This is a genomic window from Laspinema palackyanum D2c (genome assembly GCF_025370875.1).
GTDB lineage: Bacteria > Cyanobacteriota > Cyanobacteriia > Cyanobacteriales > Laspinemataceae > Laspinema > Laspinema palackyanum.
The window spans coordinates 364,218-379,446 of record NZ_JAMXFD010000002.1 but is presented as its reverse complement, the minus strand read 5'-3'; the positions used below and the strand labels follow the sequence as shown (position 1 = coordinate 379,446).

Annotated in this window: 11 protein-coding genes; 7 read left to right on the top strand and 4 right to left on the bottom strand. The window is 49.5% G+C overall.

The window, feature by feature from the left end; all coding sequences use genetic code 11:
• Positions 1-259: 259 nt before the first annotated feature.
• Together NG795_RS04305 and NG795_RS04300 are read left to right on the top strand one after the other, a co-directional pair.
• Positions 260-457 (top strand): hypothetical protein, encoded by a 198-nt coding sequence (locus NG795_RS04305; RefSeq protein WP_367287434.1) that lies wholly within the window; start codon positions 260-262, stop codon positions 455-457.
• Between the two features lie 30 nt (positions 458-487).
• Entirely contained in the window at positions 488-2,428 is a 1,941-nt protein-coding gene (locus tag NG795_RS04300; RefSeq protein WP_367287433.1) for a CocE/NonD family hydrolase, read from the top strand.
• A gap of 266 nt (positions 2,429-2,694) precedes the next feature.
• Here the strand turns inward: NG795_RS04300 and NG795_RS04295 are convergent, their stop codons facing one another.
• Entirely contained in the window at positions 2,695-2,922 is a 228-nt protein-coding gene (locus NG795_RS04295) for a hypothetical protein (protein ID WP_367287432.1), read from the bottom strand.
• Positions 2,923-3,377: 455 nt separating this feature from the next.
• On the bottom strand, positions 3,378-5,159 hold the full coding sequence (pyk, locus tag NG795_RS04290; protein WP_367287431.1) for a pyruvate kinase: 1,782 nt from the start codon (positions 5,157-5,159) through the stop codon (positions 3,378-3,380).
• Positions 5,160-5,466: 307 nt separating this feature from the next.
• Here pyk and crtR point away from each other — a divergent pair, with 307 nt between their 5' ends.
• Positions 5,467-6,372, top strand: a complete 906-nt coding sequence (gene crtR / locus NG795_RS04285; protein ID WP_367287594.1) for a beta-carotene hydroxylase — start codon at positions 5,467-5,469, stop codon at positions 6,370-6,372.
• Positions 6,373-6,504: 132 nt separating this feature from the next.
• Here the strand turns inward: crtR and aroH are convergent, their stop codons facing one another.
• Positions 6,505-6,894, bottom strand: a complete 390-nt coding sequence (gene aroH / locus NG795_RS04280; RefSeq protein WP_367287430.1) for a chorismate mutase — start codon at positions 6,892-6,894, stop codon at positions 6,505-6,507.
• A 95-nt stretch (positions 6,895-6,989) separates the two neighbouring features.
• Positions 6,990-7,805, bottom strand: a complete 816-nt coding sequence (gene sppA, locus NG795_RS04275; protein WP_367287429.1) for a signal peptide peptidase SppA — start codon at positions 7,803-7,805, stop codon at positions 6,990-6,992.
• 348 nt (positions 7,806-8,153) lie between these two features.
• Here sppA and NG795_RS04270 point away from each other — a divergent pair, with 348 nt between their 5' ends.
• The 4 genes from NG795_RS04270 to NG795_RS04255 all read left to right on the top strand — a co-directional run.
• On the top strand, positions 8,154-9,263 hold the full coding sequence (locus NG795_RS04270) for a DMT family transporter (RefSeq protein WP_367287428.1): 1,110 nt from the start codon (positions 8,154-8,156) through the stop codon (positions 9,261-9,263).
• 170 nt (positions 9,264-9,433) lie between these two features.
• Positions 9,434-10,630, top strand: coding sequence for a HEAT repeat domain-containing protein (locus NG795_RS04265; protein ID WP_367287427.1), 1,197 nt, complete (start codon positions 9,434-9,436; stop codon positions 10,628-10,630).
• Positions 10,631-10,869: 239 nt separating this feature from the next.
• Complete coding sequence (locus NG795_RS04260) at positions 10,870-11,796, top strand: S66 peptidase family protein (RefSeq protein WP_367287426.1); 927 nt, start codon at positions 10,870-10,872, stop codon at positions 11,794-11,796.
• A gap of 258 nt (positions 11,797-12,054) precedes the next feature.
• Positions 12,055-15,229 (top strand): DUF4347 domain-containing protein (locus tag NG795_RS04255; protein WP_367287425.1); only part of this gene is annotated, 3,175 nt, incomplete at its 3' end.

The window sequence follows — 15,229 nt, the reverse complement described above, 5'->3', positions numbered from 1 at the left end:
TTCAGCATCAATGGGGATAATCCGAGGAAAGCACTTCTTAGGACTTCGGTACTGTAGAGGTTAAAACCCGGGTTTTTTCCCCAACTTTTTACGATTTAGCAACCAATCGGGGCAAAAACCCGGTTTCTTTTTCCTGGGGTCTAAAACTGTACCCATGACCTAGGGAGTGAATTTATTTAGTTTATAGCTGACTTGGGACAACGTGACAAATTTTTCTGGAGAGTGACTCCCGGTTGATTCTGCTTCCGAGGGAAAAGGCATGATGGAGGATATTGGGGGTGGGATACCTTGTCCATCCCCCAATATCCTCCATCAATCTCATTCTGCATCCGCTGCGATCGCCTCCAAAGGACATCAGTCCGAGACATTCCGTTTCCGAGTCCCTCCTGGCTCAATTGGACCCTTGAATCCCCCCAAAATTCCCCATCACCGGAATCAAAACTCCCGTTTAAAATAGAAACAGTGCAGTCTCTAAAAATAGTCCTTTATGAACACTCACCGGAGACGGTGTAAACCCAGATGGCATCGCCCCCTCCTCTTCACCCTCTCCCTAATTTTTACCCTAATTTTTGGACTGGAACCCGCAGGAGAAACCTGGGCAAAAGTCTCTCCCTTATCCGGGGTCATCGGTATAGAAAACCTGGATTCATCCCGTTACCCCACCAACCAAGCATTGTATGTAACCATGGGCGATGGCGTCAAAATTGCCATTGATATCTGGTTGCCGAAACAATTAAACCCGGGTGAAAAAGTCCCCACCCTGATGCGGATGGACCGCTACTGGCGATCGCTGGGAATTATGGGCTATTTTCCCGAATTTGACCCGAACTATCCCGAGGCGCAACTGGCAAATAATGCCGGTTATGCGTTAGTTTTAGTCGATGCCAGAGGGACGGGTTCCTCCTTCGGAACTCAAATCTATCCTTGGTCCCCAGATGAAATTCAAGACTATGGAGAAATCGTTGATTGGATTATTGCCCAACCTTGGTCCAATGGCAAAGTTGGCAGCTATGGCACCTCTTATGCGGGGAATGCCACAGAATTTTTAGGGCGATTAAATCATCCCGCAGTCCAAGCGATCGCCCCCCGATTTAATGACTTTGACCCTTACACCCAACTCGCCTTTCCCGGCGGGATTTTTAATGAATGGTTTGTCCGACGATGGAGTGAAAACAATCGACAATTAGATGCCAACGATGCCAACTTTGTTTGTTTAATGGAACAATTGGAAGGGGCCATTTGTGACGCCATGAAAGTGGTGATTACCGGGGCAAAACCTGTCGATGCCGATCGCGATGGGACCCTACAAGCAGAAGCCATCCGCGATCGCATTGCTAACCTGGATGTATATCAAGCCGCCCAAACCATCACCTATCGCGATGATCGCTATGGCACAACCGGGGTAACTCTCCCAGCTTTTAGCCCCTACCGCTTCCAAGAAGAAATCTCCCAGTCCCAAGTGCCTATATTTAGTATTGCCAGTTGGTTAGATGCGGGAACTGCCAATGGTGCACTCAGTCGATTTCTCACCTATAGTAATCCCCAGAAAGTCGTCATCGGGGCCTGGAATCATGGCGGGACGGAAGATGCTAGTCCCTATCAACCAGCGGATCTGTCTCCGGACCCGCCCCTGTATGAACAAATCGAAGAATTGTTAGAGTTTTTTGATACCTATTTGAAACCCGATAGCAGCCGCCCCCCCATTACCCGGGAAATTCGCTATTACACAATGGTAGAGGACCAATGGAAGACCACCCCAGTTTGGCCGCCTCAAGGCATTGTCTCCCAATCCTGGTATTTTGGTGAGGATAACCGTTTGACCCAAACTGCACCTCAGACAGAAGCGGGAACCGATGAATATGCGGTGAACTTTGAGGCCACTACCGGCACCCAGAACCGCTGGCATACCAAAGCGGGGGGAACAGATGTGATATACAACAACCGTACTAGGGAAGACCAAAAATTATTGACCTATACAAGCAGCCCTCTTTCTGAAGCGATGGAAATTACAGGGCATCCGGTAGTTACATTTTATGTGAGTTCTACGGTCAACGATGGCGCATTTTATGTATATTTAGAAGATATTGCTCCAGAGGGAGAAGTGCTATATGTAACCGAGGGACAATTGCGATCGCTGCATCGGCAGATTTCTCCAGAAAAACCCCCTTATGCAGTCTTTGGACCTTATCATTCCTTTGAACGACAAGATGGACAACCACAACAACCGGGGGAAATCATGGAACTGTCCTTTGATTTATTACCCACCTCAGTCCTAATTCAGAAAGGACATCGCTTGCGAGTGGCGATCGCCGGTCATGATGCCGACACCTTTGCCCGATATCCGGCCCAAGGAAACGCCACCCTAACCCTGCATCGGAACGCCATCTATCCCTCCCATATCGACTTACCCATCATGACTCCAAAATAAAAGCGCGATTCCTATCGCGCCCTTATTGCCCTAATTAGTAGTCTCAAACCGATCTCCTGAATTTATTCTCACCTTGTTTTACACTTGCGGGTAAAACTTACCCTTCTTATGGAGCCAACTGACTCCATCTGGATCTTTATCCCGAGTCCAATCGCAGAAATTGGGCTTATTTTTTTGGCGAGAGACACTAGAGGGGTTAATCCCAAAGCGTCTAGCTAATTGCAGTTGGGTGAGGGGAGGGAGTGCCTGACTGGTGGGAATACCAGTCAGGCGACTGATTCCCCCAAGGATGCCTCCAGCTTGGCAATCCGAGTTTCCATCACCACCAACCGCTTATCGAGAGCCGCTTTGGGTGCTAAAGGGGTATAGCCGACATACTCGGAAATAGCCGATAGCGCGAGGTCCTCTAGGCTAATCCCGTCTACTTTGGCCTTGTGACTCATAGCATTCATCAAGCTGGTTGAGAGATTGAGATTAAACTGCTGTTTGGGCATTGCTGTGTCGATATTTAATTTTTAGCAGGCTTATTTATCTATACCTCATATTGGCGCAGTTGCTGGAGATCTGTCCGAATTTTTGAGGATTTTTTCAAAAAAATCACCCTCAGTTATCGTTATCAATCGCCGCTAGTTTAATGGGTTTTGAAACTCAAACAATCCAAGGACGGGCCGCAGTGGGTGCGGAGGCGATCGCACATCTTGATCCCGTTGTCAGTCCGTAGCTGATCACAACCGGGAGATCGTCTCCGTTCCCGCAAACCCAACCGCCTCTTCCATCCAGAAATCATCCCGGCGATCGGACCTTCTGAAGCGGCATCCATCTGAAAGATAGAGACAAATCACGAAGAACTCCTCCGCAAACTTGAACCCGCAAAAAAATCAAGGGGGGGATCTGCCGACCCTTCCCCCTTCATCCTTCAGACTTCCACCCGTCCCTCGACCCCCTTCCCTCAAGTCGTCAAAACGGTATCAGTTTGGGACATTGCACCGGAGTAAACCAACCCACGCTCCATATCCATCGTTAGAATCGCCCCTTCGCGAATCAACTGCGTGGCATTCTTGACCCCAACAATCACCGGAACACCTAAGCGCAACCCGATCACCGCCGCATGAGAAGTCAAACTCTCATCTTCGGTGACAATTCCCGACGCTTTGCGAATCGCATCAATATAATCCGCATTGGTGCGCGGGGCCACGAGAATTTCCCCGGGACCAAAATTGCCCACATCCAGGGCAGTCTGCGCCACTCGCGCCCGACCACTCACCGAACCTTGACCCAAACCGATCCCCTTACCGAGGACCGCCGTCACCACTTCCACCTTAACCAGGTCCGTCGAACCCGAAACCCCTTGGAGAGTACCCGCAGTCATCACCACCAAGTCTCCTTCTTGCAGCAGGTCTTTTTCCAGGGCCACATTAATGGCCGCTTGGAACGTTTGTCCAGTGGAAGGTAAATCTAAAACTAACAAGGGTTTAACCCCCCAAACCAATTGCAACTGGCGGGCCACATCCACATGAGGGGTCACTGCCAGAATCGGGGTTTGGGGACGGAACTTCGAGACATTTCGGGCAGTGGCCCCGGATTTGGTCAAGGTCATAATCGCCCCGGCATCCAGTTGTTGAGCAATTTTGACCACCGCTTGACTAATGGCATTGGGAATCGAACGACTGCGATCGTAAGCAGAACCCTGACCAATCGTCTGATCATGTTCAATGCGACAGGCAATTCGGGCCATCGTTGCCACCGCCTCAATGGGATGTTTCCCTACAGCCGTTTCATTGGAGAGCATCACCGCATCAGTACCATCGAGGATAGCATTGGCTACGTCAGAAATCTCCGCCCGAGTCGCCCGGGGGCTATGCACCATACTGTCCAACATTTGGGTTGCCGTAATCACCGGAATCCCCAAACGGTTGCAGGTGGCAATCAAGCGTTTTTGAACAATCGGGACTTCCTCAGCGGGAATTTCTACGCCCAGGTCCCCCCGCGCCACCATAATGCCATCGCATAAGGGGAGAATGGCTTCCATTTGTTCCACCGCTTCGTGCTTTTCAATTTTGGCAATCACCGGAACGTTTTTGCCACTAGCGGAGATTAATTCTTTGATTTCGAGAATGTCCTGGGGATTGCGAACAAAACTCAGGGCCACCCAATCCACCCCTTGATCCAGACCAAAGAGTAAATCTTCCCGGTCTTTTTCCGTGAGGGCCTTGATAGACAGGTAGACCCCGGGGAAGTTCACCCCCTTGTTGTTGGAGAGGGTCCCACTGACCACCGTGCGACAGTGGAGTTCTCGGGTCACCCGGTCCACCTTCTCCACCCGCATTTCGACGCGACCATCATCCAGGAGGATTGTGGCCCCTTCAGGAACTTCATCGGCGAGGGGTGGATAGGTGACGCAGGCAATGTTTTGGTTGCAGGACAGGAATCGGCTGGTCAAAATGAAGGGGTCACCTTTTTGCAGGTAAATTGACCCTTCTTCAAACTTGCCCAGGCGAATTTTAGGGCCCTGGAGGTCTTGGAGAATTCCTACCGGCTGATTGAGTTCAAACGAGGTCTGTCGGATCAGGCGAATGCTTCGCTGATGATCTTCGTGGGTCCCGTGGGAGAAATTGAGTCGCAGGGTGGTTGCACCGGCTTCAATCAGTTCTCGGAGGATGTCCGGCTGACTGGTAGCAGGGCCTATGGTAGCGACAATTTTGGTTCGACGCAGAAAGTTTCGGAATTGCATGAACGTCCAAGGGGGGGTAGAAGTACGTCCCTAGCTGATGAGGGTAGTGTTTCATCAAAAAATTAGCTGCTAAAGACTCCTACTATAATCCTCGAAAAAGTGGTAGAGATGAAAGCAGTCCGTAGATCGACTGGCTTTTTGGTTGTACCCTCAAAGACAGTTGCAGCTAATTAACCATTGAGTCTCGTACCTATAAATAATCTTTATAGAAATCTCTAGGATTAGACTCAGGGATTCACAAAACTTTATATTTAAGAATGCTTATCATACATTTTTTGAGGATCTGTTGAAAGGAGTTACGACGACAATGCCAGAGGCGATGCCGCCCCGAACTGTTCCGAAAGAGTTACTGGGGCCTCCCGGCGACTTCAATCCGACCCTGCTGATGTTTTTTGGCGCACTCGCCTTGATCGCGCTCTCGACCTTGGGATACTGGCGGCTAGACTGGCCCGAATGGTGCTGTTTTTGTACGAATGTTCTGGCCCTGCATTTGGCGGGGACGGTGATTCACGATGCTTCCCATAATGTGGCCCACCGCGATCGCCTCATGAACGCCATCTTAGGTCATGGCAGCGCCTTGATGCTGGGATTTGCCTTCCCTGTGTTTACTCGGGTTCATCATCAGCATCACGCCAATGTCAATGACCCGGAGAATGACCCGGACCACTTTGTTTCCACTGGGGGTCCCCTATGGCTAATTGCGGCGCGGTTTTTTTACCACGAGATCTTTTTCTTTAAACGGCGACTGTGGCGCAAATATGAGCTGTTGGAATGGTTTTTGAGCCGCTTGTTTGTAGCAACTATTGTCTATGTGGCTTGCCAATATGACTGTTTGGGCTACATTCTCAATTTTTGGTTTTCTCCGGCGTTAGTGGTGGGGTTGGCCCTGGGATTGTTTTTTGATTATCTGCCCCATCGACCCTTTACAGAACGCGATCGCTGGAAAAATGCCCGGATTTATGCCAGTCCCATTCTCAATATCCTAATCTTGGGACAGAATTACCATCTGATTCACCATCTCTGGCCCTCGATTCCCTGGTACTACTACCAGCGCGCTTATCGGGAAACCCGACCCCTTTTAGAAGCGAAAGGATCGCCTTTGTGTCTGGGAATTTTCCAGGGAAAAGACTTTTGGAGTTTCCTGTACGATGTGGTTCTGGGGATTCGGTTTCATCACCGGCATCGTGGCGATCGCAAACTCGAAAAAGTTTAAAACAATCGCCCCTCATACCGGATCCAGGAGATAGGGGCTGTTCTTGGCTCCTACTTCTGGGCCTTGGAGGGGCGATCGCTTACGGGCTTTTTTTCTACTCTTGGACCCCCGTGAGGGTTTGATCTGTCCCCCTCACCATTCCCCAACAGAGGTAAAACTCAAATCCGGTCTAAGATTTTTCGCATGACGCAGATAGGGATGATAAATCTCTGTGTGGGGTGAGGCAACGTTGACATGAATCAAAAATCGAATACATCGCTCTAAATCTCCCTGAACGTACATATGCTGCACATCCAACAACGGGACATTTTCCCAGTTGGGCCGTTGACGGGCGATCGCTGCTGGGAAAATCGCATCCAAATCCCGCGTCACGGAAAAAGTCGCACTAATAATTAACTCGGGATCCAGCTTATTTCGGGCTTCTAATTCGTCAAGCAGTTCATTCACCGCCTCTCGAATCGCCTCAATCGTATTGTCCGAGGCTGTAATTGCTCCACGAATTGCCTTAACTGTCCACTCCACGCCAAAAATCCTCCTTTTCTAGTTTGGGTCATTTGTGGTTTATCGTTTGTCGTTTGTCCTTGCGCCTTGGTAAAACGACATTAGACATGAGATCCTTATGGTCGATACAACCAAAGGGGCTGTCCATTATGAGAAATCTCAAATTCAAACCAATCGATCCCAGCTAAAACACCCTTAGAACCCAAGGTGCTTGCCAGCAAACGATTTAAGAGCGGTTTGCGGTCCTCCAAGGTGTAACACTCAGTTTTTTTAGGGTCAAGACCCGCGAGTTCTGCGGCCCAGATTCGGGCATCTTCCTCAGTCCCTAATCGGTCTACGACTCCCAATTCCACGGCTTGTTCTCCCGTAAAAATCCGCCCATCGGCAAAACTTTTCACCTGCTCTACACTCAGGGATCGTTCATCCGCAATGGTTTGGACGAACTGGAGATAACTGGTATCGATCATCTCTTGGAGTATTTCTTGTTCCGGTGGCGTCAGTTCCCGGTCAAAACTCAAAATGTCTTTGTAAGGTCCCGATTTAATCACTTGGAAGGAAACGCCGACTTTTTCGAGCAGTCGTTCTAAGTTATTTCCCCGGAGAATCACCCCAATGCTTCCTGTAATCGTACCCGGATTCGCGACGATATGCGGAGCACCCATGCCGATGTAAACCCCACCGGATGCGGAAATATTCCCAAAACTAGCGACGATTTTTACGGTTTGGCTCAGTCGTTTCAGGGCTTTGTAAATTTCCTGGGAGTCCCCAACGGTCCCTCCAGGGCTATCAATCCGTAAGAGTAAGGCTGGAAATTTTCTCTCTTCTATGGTTTTGAGGGCGGCAAGCACCGTTTTACGGGTTGTCCCGTTAATAGCACCGTTAATTTCAATACGAGCAATTTTTTTCCGAAATTTCCGAAAAGGCCAAATCATAGTTCAGTAGCACGAAGCAATATAAATCAGTTGAGCGGGAAAATAAACTGCCAAAGGGAGTCCGGTCAGAATTCAGGATGCCTGTCTTTAGTCAGGGTTCTGTGTCGTCTTGGCACTTCAATTTATAGTTTGCCTTATCTTTGAGTTGTTCATTTTAGGTTGACATTTTACTTGATTTGTGCAATCAGTCGGGTCCGACTCGTTGTGCCTTGCTCTTTGAACTGGGGGCTGGCTTTGTTTCAAGTTTGTAACAAAAGTACATAATTTGCTACAATCCTGTTATAAAAGTAATTTTTTCACCCCTAGTTCCATCGCCGGAAATAAAACGGCATCCCAATATAAAGGCTTATGCAACTCAAATTAACAGAATCTAAATTCTCATTCACGCCCCTATTAATGATTGCTCCATTTTTCCTCTGGGGTACGGCAATGGTGGCGATGAAAGGCACCCTCACCAGTACCACACCCCTGTTTATGGCGGGGGTGCGGTTAGTTCCAGCGGGACTGTTGGTGTTGGCCGTAGGGGCGATCGCCGGACGTCCTCAACCCCGGGGATGGCAAGCCTGGTTATGGATTTCCCTCTTTGCCGCCGTCGATGGGTTCCTATTTCAAGGGTTTCTCGCGGAAGGATTAGTCAAAACGGGTGCCGGTTTGGGTTCGGTGATGATTGACTCCCAACCCCTCGCGGTGGCCCTGTTGAGTGCATGGCTGTTTGGAGAAATCATTGGAGGCTGGGGTTTTCTGGGGTTGGGACTGGGTATTCTGGGTATTAGTCTGATTGGTTTACCCGATGCCTGGATTTGGGGCTTGTTTAACGGTTCCTTCACAGTACCGCCCCTGCAACTTTCCGGGTTATTTCAGAGTGGCGAATGGTTAATGCTATTGGCGGCCCTGTCAATGGCAGCGGGGACAATTATGGTACGATTTGTATGCCGTTATGCTGATCCAGTTGTTGCTACAGGCTGGCACATGATTATTGGGGGCTTGCCGTTGTGGATGTTGTCAGGACTCACGGAATCTGAGCAGTGGGTGCATTTAGACTGGAATGGGTGGATGGCATTGGGTTACTCTACCGTCTTTGGATCGGCGATCGCCTATGGCTTATTTTTCTACTTTGCTTCCAAGGGGAACCTCACCAGTCTGAGTTCCCTAACCTTTATGACCCCAGTTTTTGCCATTCTCTTCGGGAATCTATTTTTATCCGAAACCCTCTCTGGGTTACAGTGGAGTGGTGTTATCCTCACTCTGATTAGCATCTACCTGATTAATCAACGCGAACAACTCCCTGCCGGTGCGATCGCAACTTTGACCCAGAAACTCAGAACATCCCGTGCATCCACTCGCTACATCCCCAGTAGCGAACATCCCTCATCGGAACCGATCCCCGTCTTGAAAGGGTCGGAAGGTCACCCGGTTGAAATTCCCATTCAACTTCGAGTTTCAGATTCAGAAGGTTAAGCCATCCGAGGTTGACTGATTCTAGCCAAATCCCCCTAGCTGAAGATTGCGATCATTCCGGTGTGCTATTAAAGGGATTGTATTCTTAGCGCATCGCGTTGGGAACAGAAAGCAAGTTAGCTTAGTGTCATGCTTTCTTTGGATCAACTGGTTGGATCTGTACCCCTATTATGATCGCCTACCATCCCGTTTTATTACTGATTACTACTTTAACCGGCCTGGGAGATTTTACCAGTGCCGAAGGTGGGAGTTTGATTCATCAAATCCCAGCCACTGTTACATCCCAAACTCTCTCCCTGGGAGAGATTCCACGGACTCCAGTCCCCGGGGATCTGCCCTCGCTTCGCGATCGCGCCCCAACTCAGACTACTCCGGACCCCTCTGGGAGTCTATCCCCCCATCCGGAGTTGCCGATTAGGGCAACCCCGGAACCCCTGGAACTGGCCCAAAATCAACCCGAACCCGCCACCAAACCTGAACGCCCTCCCAGAAATCGTTTTAGCCGAAAAGACCTTTTCTGGCTGTTACTGCTGAGTTTCGGGACTCTTGCCTTTGCCGGAATCTTTGCGGGGGGCTTTTATTTGCTTACCCATTCCAGTGAAGCAGTTGATGATGAAGAAGGGGAGGAAATACCCGAGAGTCCTGAAGGGTTCAAGGACCCACCGGATCAGTTTTCAGAATCAGAAATGGGTCCCCAACCCGAGTTGGAATCTCCGGTGTTAGAGAAGCGGGAGCCAGTTGACCAGGCCCCAGTGCCACCCCATCACGGCAATGGCTACAACGAGAGGGCGATAGAACCCTCCCCCAAACTCCCTCCATCATCAGGGATTCCCCCTACTCCCCCTCCTCCAGAAGAAGGGTTAGCCCGGAGTGAACCCCCTCAGCTTGCCAAAATTGATGCGATCGAAACCTTAATCGAAGAGTTGCAAAGTCGAGTCCCGACTCAACGACGCAAAGCGATTTGGGAACTCGGACAAAAGGGGGACTCTCGGGCGATGCAACCCTTGGTTACTTTATTAATGGATTCCGATTCTCGGCAGCGCAGTTTAATCCTGGCATCCTTGGCGGAAATCGGAAATCGGACACTGCAACCGATGAATCGCGCTTTGATTCTGTCCCTGCAAGATAGCAATCCGGAAGTGCGTAAAAATGCGATTCGGGATTTAACCCGCATCTATGATTTAGTCTCCCAAACCAGTCAACTCCTGCGCCACGCTTCGGAAGATTCCGATCCCGAGGTCCGAGAAGCGGCACAGTGGGCCTTATCCCAACTCAATCGCCTCCGTCCCGGTGCTAATTCTGAATCCCGTTCTTCGTTACAAAATTGGTCCCCTCCAACGGAAACTTATCCAGAAGATATTCCGTAGTTGGCCTGTGAATAAGCACTCGGTTGGCCTGTTCATAAGTAGGTCATGTGCCAGGAAGAGTCTGAGACTTGAATTCGGGTGATTTTTAAGCCAAGTTCTCGGGCTGTGGAGGATTTTAAAAAGGTATATGATATTTTTAGGGTGTAAAAATTTCCGAATTTTTTAGGTGAAAAAGAGCCGGAAGTTAAGCAAATTAGGGGTGATAAATTATCAATAAATAAGGGAGGGTGGAAAACACAATGGCATCGGAAATCGCGGGGTTAAATTTGAATCGAGTTGTGCCACCGGCATTAAAACCGGGGGATTTGTTGCGGGCAGTTGCCCCTAGTGGGGCTCTGCGAGAGCAGTCGGTGTTTGAGAAGGGGCTAGAGATTTGGCGATCGCGCGGGTATCGCGTGGAACTGACTGCGGGTTATGACAACAGTTGGGGATATTTGGCAGGCACCGATCGCGATCGGCGTCAACAACTCGCCACCGCATGGCAAGACCCTGAGTGTCGCGCTATCCTCTGCGTCCGAGGCGGATATGGGGGGGCCCGAATTTTAGAAGATTGGACCTGGACCCCAGAAACCTCCCCGCCCAAATGGTTAATCGGATTTTCCGACATTACCAGCTTGTTATGGAGTCTAAGTAAAACCGGCATCGTCGGAGTGCATGGTCCCCTCCTCACCACGATCGCCGCTGAACCCGATTGGACCCTTTCCCGCTTATTTGATTTTGTCGAAGGCAAGACAATCCCCCCTCTCCAAGGCAATGGATGGGGAAATGGTAGCGCCACAGGATATTTACTCCCCGCCAATCTCACCGTTGCCACCCACCTTTTAGGCACTTCCGCCCAACCTGTGTTAGATGGAGCCATTTTAGCCTTTGAGGATGTGGGAGAAGCCCCCTATCGCATTGATCGGATGCTGACTCAATGGCGGATGATGGGTGCATTAACGGGAGTGAGGGGAATTGCATTAGGCAGATTTAGTCAATGTGATACGTTAGCCAGTAAGTCCAGTTTTACCGTGAGCGAAGTCTTGCGCGATCGCCTGGTAGATTTAGACATTCCCATTGTCTCAGATTTACCCTTCGGACATGATGGCGAAAATGCTGCCTTGCCTGTCGGAGTCCCGGTGGAGTTAAATGGGGATCGAGGGAGTTTAAGTATTTTAGCGGGTTAAAATCTGTGAAGATAGCAACACCAACTGGACTGCAAAAAGCCGCTTGGTGTTGTCTAGGAGAGTTGGGATAATCTCCTCAGAAATAATAGGGTTACTATATATTAAGATTAGAGTCAGTTCAATCTGGTGAGGTACAGCATTGTTCAAGATGCGGTGTTTAGCGTGGGCATGACCGGGTATTGGATATGTAGTGTTTCCTTCCGGGTCACGACCTGATATAGATGCGATTACCCTACTTTTATCCACGAACCATAAACTATGCCATTTTTGCTCCCGGAATCTACAAGCCCCCTCTATCCCATCTGGGAAAACACCTCCCCCAGAGAAATTCTATTTGCTGACCCCACAGTGACTGGATATGAAACCCTCATCGCCAGTACCCCCGCAGAATTACAAGTTGTGGTGTTAGACCCCAACCGGGATGCGATCGCCCAAATTAGTGAGATTCTCTCCCATCAAAAACAACCCCTCGACGGACTTCATATTCTCTCTCATGCCCAATCCGGGATGTTACACTTGGGAAACCAGGTTTTCACCGCCGAAACCCTCCCAGAAGCGGAAATCTCTCAATGGGCAAAGTTCCTTACCTCTGATGCGGATATCCAACTCTACGGGTGCAATCTCGCCGCTGACTTGGGAGGATTTGTCGATCGCCTTGCCGCCATCACTGGGGCTGATATTGCCGCCAGTGATAACCTGACAGGTAACGCCGCTTTGGGGGGAGACTGGGAACTGGAAGCGCGCACAGGTGCGATTGAAGTGCAAATTCCCTTTTCTGCGGAGGCGATCGGCGCTTACCAGAATGTCCTCGCCCCCCAAATCACCCTCCCCAGCGGCAATCTCACCTATACCGAAAATGGGGGTTTTGCCATTCTTGACCCCAACGCCACTGCCACCGATCCTAACTCACCTAACTTCAACGGCGGCACCCTGACAATTAACTTTACCTCGGGTGCTACAACCGATGACATTTTGATGATTAGAAATGAAGGCGGCGGTTTCAACAAAATTGTAGCTGGTATTGACTCTCCAGGCCTCAACGGCATCTGGTACAACAGTCCCACACCCTTTGCCACCTTCACCGGGGGGACTCAAGGCAGACCTCTCACTATTAATTTCACCACGAATGCTACTCATGCCGCTGTTAGTGCCTTGATGCGGAACATTAGTTATGGCAATATTTCTGACAAGCCGTTAGAGGGCGATCGCACCGTTCGATTCCAAGTCACAGGTGCTCCCGGTGGTGCGAGTATTCCTGTCAGTAAAACCATCAATTTCACCACTGCAAACGATGCACCCCTGATTGCCATTCCCGGTGCATCTTTCCCCCTTTACGATAGCACGAATACCCCCGATACCCCCAATGACCAAGGTTTTGAGTACCGCACCTTACCCTATCGTCCGATCGCCGCCACCCAAAATGGGCCCAATCTTAATACAAGCGGCGATCGCCGTGATTACGCCGGTTATATTGCCCGACCTGACCGGATCCCCCTGCTAGACAGAAATACTGGCTACAACATCAACTTTACGGCCCAAATTCTGGCTGAAGACCATTCTATTCCTAGTGCAAATACTCCCAACCCAGACAAAAATGGCGATGGCCTTGCCGATCGCGCCGGTTTCAGCCTAATCGCCATCAGCAGCGATGGAAAAAAAGGCATAGAAATCGGGTTCTGGAAAGATAGAATCTGGGTCCAGGAGGCAGGTGCTGCCGAACCTCCCGCCCCACCTAACCCGGAATATCCCCTCGACACTTATACTCTATTCACCCACAAGCTTAACTCACCCGAAAGCGTCACTTTTCCCACGACAAATACGTCGGTTTATCAGTTAGAGGTGTTAGGAGAAACCTACCAACTCCTCGCCAATGGCATCCGGGTAATTAGTGGCAAACTGCGGGATTACAGTAACGCTAGTCGCCCAAGTTTTCTACCGGCAAATCCCTACACCACACCCAATTTTATCTTTTTTGGGGACAATACTCCTAGTGCCAGCGCTGAGTTTAATCTATCGGCAGTTTCTGTAACAACTGGCAGCAGTTTATTGCCTTTATCCGTGGATGAAGATACGTCAGTGGTAATTCCTGGAATTAGCGTCGCCGATGCAGATGCGGGACCTAATGCGATAACCGTCACCCTAACAGTTAATCATGGCACTCTCACAGTCAATTCAGGAGTAACTGGGGGTCTAGCAGCGACAAATATCAATGCTAATGGCACAAATAGCGTGATCCTCACTGGGACAATCAGCCAAATTAATCAAGTTCTAGCCGATACAGCCGGTCTGATTTATCAGGGTTTCCCCAATTTTAATGGCCCTGATACTCTCACCGTTATTGCCAATGATGTCGGTAACGGCGGTGGTGGGGCACTCACCGATACGAAAACCGTCCCTATTACTGTAAATCCGGTCAATGATGCCCCAGTTTTGACCCTGCCGACTAACCAAGTAGTTAATCAAAGCATAAATTTATCGATTCCTGGAATTAGCGTTGCTGATGTGGATACCGGGACCCAACCCCTGCGAGTGAATTTATCTGCTACCAATGGTTTCCTCACCTTAAATAATTTCCTCAATCTGACCTTTGTCAACGGTGATGGGACTGGGGATCAGTCGATGAGTTTTACCGGAACTCTAGCAGAGATTAATAGTGCTTTGAGTATCCTGACTTATCAAAGTGGTGCGAATTACTCCGGGGCCGATACGATTAATATTACGGTGAATGATTTGGGCAATACGGGTAAAGTCGCCCCCCTAGAAGTGGCGGGAAATATCCCAATAACCGTCAACCCGAAAGGGGTACTCACCCTGAATGAACATTCCGTCAGTCAAATATTAGACCAGTTTCCTCCTGCTTCTACTTCCCTCCCTGATCATACAGTTTGGCATCGGTTCCGTCTGAGTGCGGTTCATGAACCCATTATCACCAATCATCTGACTTTTGCAGTTACTGCCACGGGGATTGGAAATACCAATTTTAGCAATTTGCAGCTAATTTCCGATGTTAATAATAACGGTATTTATGATCCGGGAGATTTGCAGGTTGGAACGATGGAAATGCCGCTGGATATTACTGATGGGATTCGGGTGAGTTCCTTTACTGTGCCAATAGGAGATAACAATTATTTGCTCATTGGAGGGTTGAACGGGTTACAAGCAGGTTCTACTCTCTCTGTTGGTCTGAACAGTAGCAATATTGTAGCAGCCAATGGTAACTCTATCCCTATCTCTGCTAATGGTACGGTGACCCAGGCAGGACATATTGTTGAGGCGATCGTTACACAAGAGATTCCACCAGCAAATAATTCAGGGACAATTCCCCCAGCAAATAATTCAGGGACAATTCCCCCAGCAAATAATTCAGGGACAATTCCACCCGAAAATAATTCAGGGACAATTCCACCCGGAAATAATTCAGGGACAATTCCAC

Coding starts and splice junctions, on each gene's coding strand:
- NG795_RS04305 (WP_367287434.1), top strand. CDS start 260: ATGATGGAGGATATTGGGGGTGGGATACCTTGTCCATCCCCCAATATC.
- NG795_RS04300 (WP_367287433.1), top strand. CDS start 488: ATGAACACTCACCGGAGACGGTGTAAACCCAGATGGCATCGCCCCCTC.
- NG795_RS04295 (WP_367287432.1), bottom strand. CDS start 2,922: ATGCCCAAACAGCAGTTTAATCTCAATCTCTCAACCAGCTTGATGAAT.
- pyk (WP_367287431.1), bottom strand. CDS start 5,159: ATGCAATTCCGAAACTTTCTGCGTCGAACCAAAATTGTCGCTACCATA.
- crtR (WP_367287594.1), top strand. CDS start 5,467: ATGCCAGAGGCGATGCCGCCCCGAACTGTTCCGAAAGAGTTACTGGGG.
- sppA (WP_367287429.1), bottom strand. CDS start 7,805: ATGATTTGGCCTTTTCGGAAATTTCGGAAAAAAATTGCTCGTATTGAA.
- NG795_RS04270 (WP_367287428.1), top strand. CDS start 8,154: ATGCAACTCAAATTAACAGAATCTAAATTCTCATTCACGCCCCTATTA.
- NG795_RS04265 (WP_367287427.1), top strand. CDS start 9,434: ATGATCGCCTACCATCCCGTTTTATTACTGATTACTACTTTAACCGGC.
- NG795_RS04260 (WP_367287426.1), top strand. CDS start 10,870: ATGGCATCGGAAATCGCGGGGTTAAATTTGAATCGAGTTGTGCCACCG.